This is a genomic window from Paenibacillus sp. AR247 (genome assembly GCF_002968895.1).
Classification (GTDB): Bacteria; Bacillota; Bacilli; order Paenibacillales; family Paenibacillaceae; genus Paenibacillus_AQ; species Paenibacillus_AQ favisporus.
The window spans coordinates 21,189-34,103 of record NZ_PCZT01000001.1 but is presented as its reverse complement, the minus strand read 5'-3'; the positions used below and the strand labels follow the sequence as shown (position 1 = coordinate 34,103).

At 53.5% G+C, this 12,915-nt stretch carries 8 protein-coding genes and 3 pseudogenes; 10 read left to right on the top strand and 1 reads right to left on the bottom strand.

The genetic code is table 11. The features are described from left to right. Positions 1-145: 145 nt before the first annotated feature. Positions 146-738 (bottom strand): annotated as a pseudogene (locus CPT76_RS00160) (oligosaccharide flippase family protein); the annotation flags it as partial. A gap of 317 nt (positions 739-1,055) precedes the next feature. Here CPT76_RS00160 and CPT76_RS00155 point away from each other — a divergent pair. The 10 genes and pseudogenes from CPT76_RS00155 to CPT76_RS00110 all read left to right on the top strand — a co-directional run bounded on the left by CPT76_RS00155 (position 1,056) and on the right by CPT76_RS00110 (position 12,868). Continuing rightward, the gene (locus CPT76_RS00155) at positions 1,056-1,298 is read left to right on the top strand and encodes a post-transcriptional regulator (RefSeq protein WP_076177013.1); all 243 of its coding nucleotides are present in this window, start codon (positions 1,056-1,058) and stop codon (positions 1,296-1,298) included. 141 nt (positions 1,299-1,439) lie between these two features. Then, positions 1,440-2,723, top strand: coding sequence for a protein translocase subunit SecD (secD, locus tag CPT76_RS00150; RefSeq protein WP_105441541.1), 1,284 nt, complete (start codon positions 1,440-1,442; stop codon positions 2,721-2,723). Continuing rightward, complete coding sequence (secF, locus tag CPT76_RS00145; RefSeq protein ID WP_105441540.1) at positions 2,713-3,618, top strand: protein translocase subunit SecF; 906 nt, start codon at positions 2,713-2,715, stop codon at positions 3,616-3,618. The genes secD and secF overlap by 11 nt, the downstream gene beginning before the upstream one ends. Before the next feature lie 159 nt (positions 3,619-3,777). Continuing rightward, a complete protein-coding gene (locus CPT76_RS00140; RefSeq protein WP_105441539.1) occupies positions 3,778-4,734 on the top strand; it encodes a cation diffusion facilitator family transporter in 957 nt (318 codons plus the stop codon). Positions 4,735-4,790: 56 nt separating this feature from the next. Further along, on the top strand, positions 4,791-7,190 hold the full coding sequence (gene recJ, locus CPT76_RS00135; protein WP_105441538.1) for a single-stranded-DNA-specific exonuclease RecJ: 2,400 nt from the start codon (positions 4,791-4,793) through the stop codon (positions 7,188-7,190). Between the two features lie 112 nt (positions 7,191-7,302). Continuing rightward, positions 7,303-7,822, top strand: a pseudogene (locus tag CPT76_RS00130) (adenine phosphoribosyltransferase). 433 nt (positions 7,823-8,255) lie between these two features. Further along, positions 8,256-9,581, top strand: coding sequence for an ABC transporter substrate-binding protein (locus CPT76_RS00125; protein ID WP_076176989.1), 1,326 nt, complete (start codon positions 8,256-8,258; stop codon positions 9,579-9,581). A 71-nt stretch (positions 9,582-9,652) separates the two neighbouring features. Continuing rightward, the gene (locus CPT76_RS00120; RefSeq protein WP_105441537.1) at positions 9,653-10,534 is read left to right on the top strand and encodes a carbohydrate ABC transporter permease; all 882 of its coding nucleotides are present in this window, start codon (positions 9,653-9,655) and stop codon (positions 10,532-10,534) included. A gap of 86 nt (positions 10,535-10,620) precedes the next feature. After that, on the top strand, positions 10,621-11,379 hold the full coding sequence (locus CPT76_RS00115; protein ID WP_374954578.1) for a carbohydrate ABC transporter permease: 759 nt from the start codon (positions 10,621-10,623) through the stop codon (positions 11,377-11,379). A 38-nt stretch (positions 11,380-11,417) separates the two neighbouring features. Beyond that, positions 11,418-12,868, top strand: a pseudogene (locus CPT76_RS00110) (DUF4127 family protein). Positions 12,869-12,915 lie beyond the last annotated feature (47 nt).

Genomic DNA, 12,915 nt, shown 5'->3' with positions numbered 1-12,915 from the left:
GGCGGTGACCGGTACGGTGATGCCAAGCAGGCGTGGAACAATCCGCGGCTGACCTGGCTGCCGGAACTGTCTTCAAGGCCGGCTTTTTTGTGCTGCTTTGCTTTCTCTCTCCGGGCTTGCCTGGATGACAGCCAGTTCTCGTCCCTGTGGTACTGCCACAGCAGGGCGAGCAGCCCGAAAAATTCTCCGGCCATCACGCCAAGCATGGCTCCGGCAGCCGCATAAGCTATTCCTTTTGGCAACAGCAGGTAGGCGAACCACAGCGTGCACACGATCCGAAAAAACGGTCTCGATAATCGAAGAGGTCGCGGACGGAATCATGTTCTGCCTTCCCTGGAAATAGCCGCGGTAGACGGACGAGATGGCCACGATAACGAGCATGGGCGTCATGCTGACAAAGGTGTAGTACACGCGGGAATCCGTTATAATCGTTGTCGTGATCCAAGGGGCCAGCCACAGGCATAAAGCCATAAACAGCACGCTGAGACCCACCGTCAACGCGAGGCTGACCCGCAGGACATACTTTGAATTTTGCGGTTTGCCTTCGGTTTCCGCTTCCGACACCAGCTTGGCGATCGCCAGCGGGACACCCCCAGTGATCAGCGTCATAATCACCAGGAAAAAAGGATAACCCAGCTGATAAATCCCTACCCCTTCGGCGCCGATGATCCGGGGCAGGGCGATGCGCGGTATAAACCCGAGAATGCGGTTCACGATGCCGGCGGCAAGCAAAATCATCGTGCCTTGGATAAAGGTTTGCTTTTTGACGCCTGGATGTTTAGGATGCTTGTTCAATTGTCCACTCCCTCTTCCCGTGTCGAAGCTGTGCTGCCACTTTTGGTAATGTCAGACCTTGTTTAATGGATATGCTGAACCTGTCCCAACTCATTCATCCTTTCCGGTAACATTTGAACAAAAGAAGGAATCGAAGGCGATGGGGTCGAATACAGAACAAATCAGTGCTACAATGGACTATAGGACAACAGGACAAACCAGAACAGATCGTGCGTGGAAAGAGGCAGTCGAGAGGAGGCCGTAGAGTGAGCTCTGAGGAAATGAACGACAGGCAGCTGGAGGAAGCGATTGAATCGCTCTGCCGCAGCAAGGCGGAGGAATTCAGACTCGTCGGCTACGAGCATGTAACCAGCAAGGATATTTGGAACTGCGTCAGCGTCAAATACGAGAAGGAAGGGATTCCTCCGCTCTACATGCTGGTCAACGATATACTCTCTTTGAAAGTGATGACGTTTATGAATTTTATGACCATATCCGCATATAAAGGATCCACTTTCGATTGAAAGGGATCTTTTTTTCTGCTTGTGTTAAATGGGATGAGGGATACGGTAAAATCGGAAAACGACAAATATTGATAAATTGACTGCCTTTTGGCGCATGGCTATAATAGGAATATTGAGAACGAAAGGGGAACTAGGAACGGCATGAAAAGAATTGTCACTTTCATCATCGTCGTGCTCGTATCGATTGCGGTCATGGCTGGGACAAGCCCTGCGCTGCTCGACAACGTACGACTCGGTCTCGATCTTAAAGGGGGCTTTGAGATTCTGTATGAGGCCCAGCCGCTGGAGCAGGGGCAGAAGATTACGAGAGAGTCACTCATACGGACGGCGGAAAGCTTGGAGAAACGCGCCAACGCGCTCGGAACGAGCGAGCCTGAAGTGACCACCGAGGGCACGAACCGGATCCGTCTGAAAATCGCAGGCGTGACGAACGAAGCCGATGTCCGTAAGAAAATGAAGGAGCCGGCGTCGCTGACCTTCCGCAGTGCGGATGGATGTAAGACTCCTGAAGCGGGGAAAGACGGCACGGTAGATCCGAAGGATCTCTATTGTAAAATCGAACTCGTCGGAAGCGATTTCGTGGAAAACGGTGCACAGGTGGGTTATAACCAGCTGAACCAGCCGCAAATCGATATCAAAGTCAAAGATAAAAAGAAATTTGCCGACGTGACCAAACGTTTGCTTGGCAAAGAGCTTGCCATTTTCCTGGATGATACCCTTTTATCCGCTCCGACCGTACAGCAGGAGCTGACGGACGGCAAAGCATCGATTACGGGCAATTATACGATTGACGAAGCGAACCAGATCCGCGATACGATCAACCTCGGGGCGCTGCCTTTGAAGCTGACGGAGAAGTACTCTCAGAGCGTGGGCGCAACGCTGGGCATGCAGTCTTTGCATAAAACGATCGAAGCGGGCATCATCGCTTCCATCCTGATTCTGATCTTCATGATCGGTATGTACCGCCTGCCGGGTATCATCGCCAGCTTTGGACTGATTGCCCACACCTGGCTGCTCATTCTCGTCTTCGTCTGGGCCGACTTTACGCTGACCCTGCCGGGGATCGCGGCGTTTATTCTCGGTATCGGGATGGCGGTTGACGCCAACATCATTACGAATGAACGGATCAGGGAGGAAATGCGGAACGGCAAGAGCGTCATGTCTGCGGTCAAAGCAGGGAACAAGTCGTCCTTCCGTACGATTCTCGATTCCAACATTACGACCATTATCGTTGGAGCGGTTATGTTTGCCTTCGGTACAGGCGCCGTCAAAGGCTTTGCGCTGGTACTGATCGTGGAAATCGTACTCAGTATTCTCACGAATGTGTACTTCACCCATTACCTGCTCAGCCTTTTGGTTAAAGCCGGCGTGCTGAAGAAGCCGAAGCAGTTCGGGGTAAAGGAGAGTGATATTCGTGCACTTTAAAAAAGATTACGATTTTATGAAGATGAGCAAGTACGCGTTCATCTTCTCCATCGTCCTGACGATTGCGGGAATCATTACCCTTTCCGCTTTTGGATTAAACTACGGCGTTGATTTCCAAGCAGGCTCCAATGTGGACGTCAAGCTGTCGAAGAACGTGACGAAGGCTGAAATTGAGCCGCTGCTGGATAAGATCCACCTCAGCGACGGCGCAACGGTTGCCCCTGGGGACAAGCGGGTCAACATCCGTTTTACCAAAGAGCTTAACGAAGACCAGAGTGAACATCTCAAATCGGCGATCCAAGAGCTGGATAAAACAGCATCGTTCGAAATCAACACGGTCGATACGGAAATGGCCAAGGAGCTCGGACGGAATGCGATCTATTCGGTATTGATTTCCTGTATCGGGATTATCATCTATGTAAGTATCCGGTTTGAATGGCGGTTCGCCCTGGCGGCCATCGTGGCGCTGCTGCATGACGCCTTCATGGTCGTGGCCGTCTTCTCGATCTTCCGATTGGAAGTCAGCCTGACGTTTATCGTGGCGGTATTGACCATCATCGGTTACTCCATTAACGATACGATCGTTATTTTCGACCGGATCCGCGAAAATCTGCGGTTCGGCAAGCAGAAGACCAAAGACGATTTGAGAGCTATTATGAACAAGAGCGTGAGCCAGATGCTCATGCGCTCCTTGTATACGGCGCTGACGGTGTTTATTGCGGCCTTCTTCCTGTTCCTGTTTGGCGGGGAATCGATCAAGATGTTCTCGTTGGCGATGGTTATCGGGCTGTTGTTCGGAGCGTATTCTTCGATCTTTATCGCCAGTCCGCTGTGGCTCATATTCAAAAGCAAACAAAAGACCAGTGCCAAGCCAGCCAAACCTTCCAAGGCGTAACCTTGTGAAGCGAATGTTATGAAGGAAAGCCGCGTCTGATTGGGCGCGGCTTTTCCGCTGGAACTTATCTGACTTTATCTAAACTTATTGTCGTGAATGTCATATCTTTTTCAAACAACAGATCAGAATCGGTATTCAGATTGCCGGGGGGAGGCTTTCATGAGTATAGAGCGTTCAAATCCATCGGGTACCGTCGTCTGGACGGGAATTGCCGGTGAACTGTTACTTGCCTTGTTCAAAGGCGTGGTCGGATATTTTACAGGGAGCAAGGCACTGCTGGGAGATGCGCTGTATTCCGCATCGGACGCAGCCGGCGCACTGGCCCGGCGCATTCCATGGCGGACGTCGTCAAAGCTTCGGAGTGCGCAGCAGGGTGATCTGCGGGCCGGAAGAACAGAGCCGATTCTGGCGATTTTGTTTTCGGTTCTTGTGCTGATGGGCGGATTGCAAATTGCCGTAGCGGCGGTCCGGGACCTGGCTTCTGGCCGTGTGCAGACACCCGGGCAGTTTACGCTGATTGCGATACTCGTCTCGCTTGCGGTCAAAGAAGCGCTCTTTCAGTTCCAGTACCGCCAATCCAAGAAGCAGGGTGACGGCATGCATACGGTGTACGCCGACAACCACCGCTTCAGCTTGTATTCGTCCATCACGGTATTGATCGGTGTCATTCTGACGATGACCGGCAGCGCCTTTCAGTGGTCCATGCTGCAGTATATGGATTCCATCTCGGCTCTGATCGTCGCGGCGCTGCTGCTGCGCAGAGGCTACAGGCTCATCGTCAGCTCCGTGTACGGACAGCTGGTGCAGGAGACCGAGCAGGAGGACGCGATTAATTTTATCGATACGGTGCAGCGGGTTCACGGCGTCATTACGGTGGATGACCTGAAAGCATCGGAGCAGGGACATTACATTACGATCGATTTGAAGATCAGCGTCAATCCGCGGATTACCGTCCAGGAAGGCGCCGAGATCGCCGACCGGGTCAAGAAGCTTTTGATGCACCGTTTTTTGCATGTCAGCATCGTAAATATCCAGGTCGTCCCTTATGATCCCGGTTATCCGTACAAGTCGAACCATCATCTGACGGATAATGAGCAGCCGACACTGCTCCAATAGCTTGCTCATGACTTATACGAACAGAAGACGGGGCGGGGAAAGAAAGGTGAAGACGATTGTTTGATTCAAAATATGAATGGCGGACTTCCGAAACGGATCCGGAGAAGGCGGGACGGCTGGCACATGAGCTGTCGGTTTCTCCTCTGGTAGGTTCGCTGTTGGCGGCCAGAGGAATTAACAGTGCAGAGGAAGCCGCCATGTTTTTAAACGGAAGCCTGGACGCATTGCATGATCCGTTCCTGCTGCTCGGCATGAAGGAGGCTGTTCCACGGATTCAAAAAGCGGTCGAGACCGGCGAACATATATTAATCTACGGGGACTACGACGCTGATGGCGTGTCCAGTACTTCGCTCATGATTCATTTTATGCGCTATCTTGGAGCGTCCTACGACATCTATATTCCGCACCGCTCCAATGAGGGGTACGGACTGCACAACCATGCGCTGGAGTGGGCGCATCAGCAGGGGGTCAGCCTGATCATCACAGTTGATACCGGCATCAGCGCCGTCGAGCAGATTGCGTATGCCAACTCGCTCGGAATGGATGTGATCGTCACCGACCACCACGAGCCTCCGGAAGTGCTGCCCGACGCCTATGCGCTGATCAATCCGAAGCAGCCGAACTGCCCGTACCCGTTTAAAGGCCTGGCCGGGGTCGGGGTGGCTTACAAGCTGACCCAGGCGATGCTCGGCCAGCCGCCGGTGGAATGGACGGAAATTGTGGCCATCGGTACCATTGCGGACTTAATGCCGCTGAGCGGCGAGAACCGCATCCTGGTCAGCCGCGGCTTAGAGCAGATGCGCAGCTCTGCGTTTCCGGGGATTCGCGCCCTCATGGAAGTTGGGGGCATTACGATGCGGAATGTTACATCAATCAATGTCGCCTTCGGCATGGCCCCGCGCATTAATGCCAGCGGCAGGCTGGATCATGCTGGATCGGCCGTAGCCTTGCTGACGACGGAAGACGAGGATGAGGCATTAAGATTGTCCCATTGGCTGGATGAACTGAATAAGGAGCGGCAGCAGGTGGTCGACGATATCGTCCAGGAGGCAACCAGCCAGCTAATAGCCAAGACCGATGGAAGTCGGGTGCCCGACGTGATCGTGCTGGCAGGAGAGGGCTGGAATGTGGGCGTCGTCGGCATTGTCGCTTCCAAAATTTTGGAACGGTATTACCGCCCGGTCATCATATTGGGTATAGATCCGGATACCGGCATGTGCAAAGGGTCAGCCCGCTCCATTCCGGGGCTCGACATCTATGAGGCGCTGACCTCCTGCAAATCGCTGATGGACCATTATGGCGGCCATCCGTCCGCTGCGGGCATGAGCCTGCACAGGGGTCAGCTGGACGCCTTCGAGCAGGCGCTGAACGAGTATGCCGCCAGGGTTCTGACCGAATCCGATTTTATTCCCGTCGCGGCATCAGACGGAGAGTGGCGGTTGTCGGACGTTCCCTTGTCGGTCATCGATGAGATGGAAATGCTGTCGCCCTTCGGTATGGCCAATCCTGTGCCCAAGTTTATTTTCCGAAACTGCAGGCTGCTCGAGACGCGGAAGATGGGACGTGACAGCAAGCACCTCAAGCTGGTCGTTCAGCAGGACGGCGTCCGCCTTGAAGTGGTCGCATTCGGCAAAGGCGAGCTGGCCGAAGTGTTGACGGAAGGAGCGGAGCTCGATCTGCTCGGGGAAATGAGCGTCAATGAATGGAACGGTTCGCGCAGACCGCAGCTGATGCTGCAGGATCTGAAGCTTACTCAGCCGCAGGTGTTCGACCTGCGCGGATCCAAGGATCCTTGGCAGGAGATCGACCGGGTCAGCCAGCTGATCGGATCGCACTTCAGACTGGGACCGACGCAGGTGGCGGCGGTGCTGGAACGGGAGATTCTGGATCCGGCAAAAATCCGTTTGAATGAATCTACCCTTTGGGTATATGATAAGAATGCTGGAATTTTGGCGTATCATCCGAACGAGGAGCGGTCCGGCCAGGACGACGTGACGACGCTGTTCATGCTGAACGCGCCGGAGACGCCGGAGCAGCTGGATGCGGTTCTGTTTTCTTTTCCGAAACTGTCCAACGTATTTCTGCTTCATCAGGTACATAAGAGGGAGAGACTCGCTGTGCCGGACAGGGATCAGTTCAAGCAGCTCTATATATTGTTGTCAAGAATCGCAGCCGAGCCCGTTCAAGAAGAAACCGCCTTATCGAGGCTCAGTCAGCAGGCATCGTGCAGCATCCGCATGGTGACGAAGATGATGGATGTGTTCGAGGAGCTTTCTTTTATAGACAGGCAGGAAGGCCTTATCCGTTTTATTCCTAAACCGCCCAAGCGTGATTTGGCTTCATCCCGCCATTTCCTTGCGCTAGGGAACTTGGCGGAAATGGAACAGCATCTGCTGTATGCCAGCACGTCGCAGGTCACGAGCTGGTTCATTTCCCGCATGCAGGGAGCTTCGTGACCGGGACAATCGGTCGAAATGAATGCTTACGAGGTTCCGTATCATTTCGTGACCTCAAGTAACGCTTACGGAGTCCGTTTTACTTCGTAAAACTCTAGAAGGAGAGATTATGTTGAATTACAAAGATTATATCCGGGTGATTCCAGATTTCCCGATGGCTGGAATCAGTTTTAAAGATATTACGACCCTGCTTCAAAACGGGGAAATGTACAAAAAGGCCATCGATGACATCAAGGCCATGGTGTCTCATCTGCAGATCGATGTCATTGCCGGTCCGGAAGCCCGGGGCTTCGTCGTCGGGGCGCCGCTTGCATACGCGCTGGGCGTCGGACTTCGCGCCGATCCGCAAGAGCGGCAAGCTGCCTTACGAAACGATTGAAGTCGGTTATGATCTCGAATATGGCAAGGATAAGCTGGCCATGCACACCGACGCGATCAAGAAAGGCCAAAACGTTCTGATCGCTGACGATCTGCTTGCCACGGGCGGAACTATCTCCTCATCCGTAAATCTGGTTAACCAACTGGGCGGCAACGTGGTTGGGGCGGCGTTCATGATTGAGCTTGAAGCTTTGAAGGGACGCGACAAGCTGCCTGGCGTGGAAGTATTCTCCCTCATGTCCTACGAAGATTAAAAACCGGGAGTTCGTTTCCCGGGAAATAAACGAAGAGCTGTTTGAAGTCGAAGCGACTTTCAGGCGGCTCTTTTTTTTGTTGTTGTGATTGGATTGCCGACGCCCCTGTGCACTCAGTATATAGTTGCGTCTACTTACAATAGGAGCGGGAGAATTATGCGCACATGAGGGAGCAACGCTGATTTCGTCTCATCAGGCTTGGCGCAGGTTCGCTGTGGAGCGGCAGAGTTTGCCGCTGCAATATATTGAGCTTTTGTTGAAATGTGGCTGCATTAGGAACGTAGCTTGATTGATTCGTTTGGGAAAATAACTCCACTTTTTTAATAAATATGAAAAATATCTTTTTTATTTTATGCGGTTTGCTATAATCTGCCTAAAGCAGGAAACACATGCTTGGAATCATCTTTTATGATCAAAGGGGAGGCCATTGCTAATGAGGAAACAGGGAAGAGGTAGAAGTAGAGGATTTGTTCTGACTTTGCTGTCTGTCATGCTGTTGTCGGTCGTACTCAGCGCTTGTGGAGGAGGGAATAAGGCGGATGCTCCACCATCGCAATCTTCCGAACCGCAGCCGTCCACCGAGACCAAGAGCAGCGATCCGGTCAAGCTGGAGTTTTGGACCATCGCGCTGCAGCCTACATTCACGGACTACTTCAATAAGCTCATTGCCGATTACCAGAGCAGTCATCCGGGCGTCACGATCGATTGGAAAGACTATCCTTATGACGCGGTGACAAACAAGCTGCTGACCAGCATCGCCAGCGGCAACAGCCCGGACGTCGTGAACCTGAACACCGAATTTGCCAGCCAGATGGGCTCCAAAGGAGCTGTGCTCGATTTGAACGGATTCCTGACGGATGAAGAGAAGGGAGCTTATTTCGACGGCATCTTCAACTCAACTGTCATCGACGGCAAGGCTTATGCCCTTCCTTGGTATACAGGCACCGAGGTGCTCTTTATGAACACGAAAATCGTGAAGGAAGCCGGCCTGGATCCGGCGAATCCGCCGAAAACGATGGAGGAGCTGGCCGATTGGGCGCGCCAAGTGAAGGCGAAAACCGGTAAGCTCGGATATTCGCAGCAGTTCGCCTCGAAGCTGCTTCCGGTAAACGGCATTCCGATTCTGAATGATGATAAAACTGCCGCAGCCTTTAACACACCTGAGATGACCAGCATGATCGAAACGATTCAGAAAAACATCGCCGACGGCGTCATCATGAAAGAAGACGTTCCGTTCACGAAGCAGATCCAATATTACTCCGGGGAGCAGGTGGCCTTTGAGCTGGCCGGTCCGACCTTTATCAACTTCCTGAAGACTTCGGCTCCGGACGTGTATAAGAACACGATTGCCGTACCGCTGCCGACCGGAAAAGCCGACGTCCGCTTGTCCAACTCCATGAACCTGGTCGTTCCGGCCAAGTCGAAGCATCAGAAGGAAGCGGTCGAGTTTGCGGTCTTCGTAACGAATGCCGAAAATCAGACGTCGTTCTCCAAAGCGGCCAACACGCTGCCGTCCACCAAGGAATCGATCAAGGATCCGTTCTTTACGGAAACCGACAAGTCGCTGGAGGCGGAAGCCAAGATCGCTTCGGCCAACAGCTTGGATAAGGCGGTCGACTACATGGTCGGTGTGCCGAACGCAGGGGATATCAACTCCGCCATCGCCCGTGGCCTGCAGAAAATTTTCCTGAACGGGGCTGATGTCAAAGCGACGGTGGATGCAATGGAACAGGAAGTCAACGGGGTGCTTAAGAAGTAAGGGACCCTTTGACGGAAGGCGTGCGGGGGACTGGGTTCCCCCGTACATTCTAGTTAGGTGGTGATCACAGAGTGTACAAATGGATGCGGTCGGAGTCATTCACGGCATGGGCTTTTATGGCCCCGGGACTTCTGGTTGTCGCTGTATTCGTATTTTGGCCTATTATTTACGGTATCCCGCTGTCCTTCACGGACTACTCGGTTATTTCCGAAACGCATTATGTCGGTGTCGATAACTTTGTGAACGCGTTTAAAGACCACAATTTCCTCATTTCGCTGTGGAATTCGCTGCTGTACGTGATCGTCGTTCCGATCATCCAGATATTGTCCATTCTGATGGCGATTCTGGTCAACGGCAAAATTCCGGGCGTGAAGTTCTTCCGAACCGCTTATTATATTCCGGTCGTGACCTCCATGGTGGCCGTGGCGCTGATCTGGAGCTGGCTCCTGAGCAACAACGGGGTCGTCAATTTTCTTTTGATTAAAGTAGGAATCATCAGCGACCAGGTATCCTGGCTCGCCACCAGCAATACAGCACTGTTCGTGCTTATGTTCATTACGATGTGGAAGGGCCTGGGCTATTACATGATGCTGTACCTGGCCGGACTCCAGGGCATTCCTTCGGATCTGTACGAAGCGGCGCGGGTGGATGGAGCAAGCAGGCTGCGCGTGATCCTGAACATCACGATTCCGCTGCTGAGACCCCACATTTTATTCTGTACCCTGATCTCCCTCATGGGGGCGATCCGCGTCTTTGACGAGGTCTATATTTTGACCAAAGGCGGACCGGGTACGTCAACGCTGACATCGAGCGTCTATATTTTCCAAAAAGGTCTGGAACAGTTCAACTTCGGGTACGCCTCGGCGCTGGGGCTCATCGTCAGCGTCATTATCGCCGTATTCAGCGTGCTTGTGTTCCGATTTAACCGGAAAGGCGGTGTCAATCCATACTGATGATAGCGAATCGTGGGATGAAGCAAGTGAAAACAGGAATCCGGCTGACGATCGTCTATATTTTGCTGGTCGCGCTGGCTCTGTTTATGATGGGACCGTTTCTCTGGCTGCTCAGCGTGTCTTTGATGCCGGGCAAAAACGTGTTCGCCAACCCGCCGGCCATCCTGCCGACGTTCATTGACTTCGACAATTACGTGAAGGTTTGGCAGTTCATGAACTTTCCGAAGTATATCTATAATACGGTCGTGATCACGGTGCTCGGGGTTGTGACCAACGTCGTTCTCTCCAGCCTGACGGCGTATCCGCTGGCGACCTTTCGCTTCAAAGGCAGGGATCTCGTATTTACCCTACTGGTGGCCACGATGATTATCCCGTCTTCGACGGCGATGATCGTGCATTACCTGACGATTCAGTCCCTGCATTTAACCGGGTCTTTTCTGGGCGTCGTACTGCCTTCGGCGGTGTCGGTATTCAACATCTTTTTGATGCGCCAGACGTTTCTCGGGATTCCTTCGGACGTGCGGGATTCGGGAAAAATGGACGGTGCCTCCGAGTTCCGGATCTGGCTGCAGCTGATCCTGCCCTTGGTGAAGCCGGCGATTGCGGTCATTTCGCTGCTGGAAATGATGGCGTTCTGGAACAACTTCCTATGGCCGATCGTTGTACTGGACGATCCGCAGAAGTATCCGCTCGCTGCGGCGCTGACGTTCCTGAACGGCCAATTCTCCTACAATTTTGGATGGATCGCAGCGGGAACGATGATCTCGGTGCTGCCGATTATTATCGTGTTCCTTTTTACCCAGCGTTACTACATGGAAGGCATGGCCGGTGCGATCAAAGGGTAAGATGGGCTAATTTACGCTAGGAAAGGAAGCTTGCAGACATGGAGAAAAGTCACAAACTGGTGCTCGTCCCTCTAGACGAACGTCCCTGCAACTATGAATTCCCGTATATGCTGGCGCAGGGAACCGAGTTTGAGATGGTCCGGCCGCCGATGGACATGATGGGTCTCAAAAAGCACCCAGGCGATACCGAAAGGTTGTGGGCCTGGCTGGAGCAGGAGGCCGCTGACGCCGACGGGGCCATCATCGCCATAGACACGCTACTTTACGGAGGTATCATCCCGTCGCGCCTGCATTACCTAAAGCCGGTGGAGCTTGCGAACCGGGTGGACCGGCTGCGGCGGCTGAAGGCACGGAATCCGAACTTGCGGCTCTTTGCCTTTCAGCTGATCATGCGCTGTCCGCAGTATTCGATCGCCGATGAGGAGCCGGATTACTACGGCGACTGGGGCCGGGAAATCTTCCGCAAGGGCTTTATCAGTCACCGGCAGGAGCTGGGGCTGGCCACGGCGGAAGAAAGCATGGAACTGGCCGAGATCGATACCCGGCTGCCCACTGATGTGCTGTGGGATTACCTGGACCGCAGGGCGGTGAACATCGAGGCGATCGGCCGAAGGTCAGAGCGCTGATCTCCGAGCTCGATGTGGAGCTGCGGGCATACATGTATCCCGGCGCCGATGAGGTCGGATGCACGCTGTTGGCTCGCATGGTCAACGAAATCAAGGGGAGCACGCCGCTCATTTATCCGCGCCTTGCGGCGATTCAGGGCAGCTTTGTCACACCGCTGTACGAGGACCGGTACTTCTATGAGACGCTGAAGTATCAAATCATGGCGGCGGGCGGCTTAATCGGGTCCGGCTGCAATGAGTCGGACTTGTTGCTGCTCGTGAATACGCCGGGAGAAACGATGGTCGAAGCCGTGTCCCAGGAGCACCCGTTCTTCGGTTACGACATCAACCGGAACATTATCGAGCTGGTGGAGTACGGGGATTACGTGATGCGGGTTCAGGGCAAGCCGGCGGCTGTCGCGGACGTCGGCTATGCGAACGGCGGCGATTTGAAGCTGGTGAAGCTGCTGCGGCAAAAAGGAATGCTGTTTAACCTGGCGGGTTATGCCGGATGGAATACGAGCTCCAATTCGCTGGGAACGGTTATTTCACAATCCATGCTGTACCTGCATTATGGCAGGACGCAGGAGCATCTTGACTTTCTGGCGCTGCGGTATGCCGAGGATGTCTGCTATTGCGCGGGTGTCCGGATGGAGCTGAACGCCGGTCTGGTTGAGCAGCTGGGGCTTAGCGTGTTCGAACTGGACGGCCAGCGCGGTGAAGTGTCCAGGCTGGTCAAGGAACGCCTTGGAGAAATGCTGGATCAGCGCATTAACAGCGATCAAGGGGTGGTGGAGATCACGGATTGCTTCATGCCCTGGAACCGTACCTTCGAAGTAGGACTACAAGCGCGTTTTCATGTGAAACCGCCGATATATAGATAATAGTGGCTTTGATAAGTCACATAAAAAGATGAGAGAGGGTGGACATA

What these genes read in the sequence shown, in the direction of transcription:
- CPT76_RS00155 (WP_076177013.1), top strand. Translation starts at nt 1,056, where the DNA reads ATGAACGACAGGCAGCTGGAGGAAGCGATTGAATCGCTCTGCCGCAGC.
- secD (WP_105441541.1), top strand. Translation starts at nt 1,440, where the DNA reads ATGAAAAGAATTGTCACTTTCATCATCGTCGTGCTCGTATCGATTGCG.
- CPT76_RS00140 (WP_105441539.1), top strand. Translation starts at nt 3,778, where the DNA reads ATGAGTATAGAGCGTTCAAATCCATCGGGTACCGTCGTCTGGACGGGA.
- CPT76_RS00125 (WP_076176989.1), top strand. Translation starts at nt 8,256, where the DNA reads ATGAGGAAACAGGGAAGAGGTAGAAGTAGAGGATTTGTTCTGACTTTG.
- CPT76_RS00115 (WP_374954578.1), top strand. Translation starts at nt 10,621, where the DNA reads ATGATGGGACCGTTTCTCTGGCTGCTCAGCGTGTCTTTGATGCCGGGC.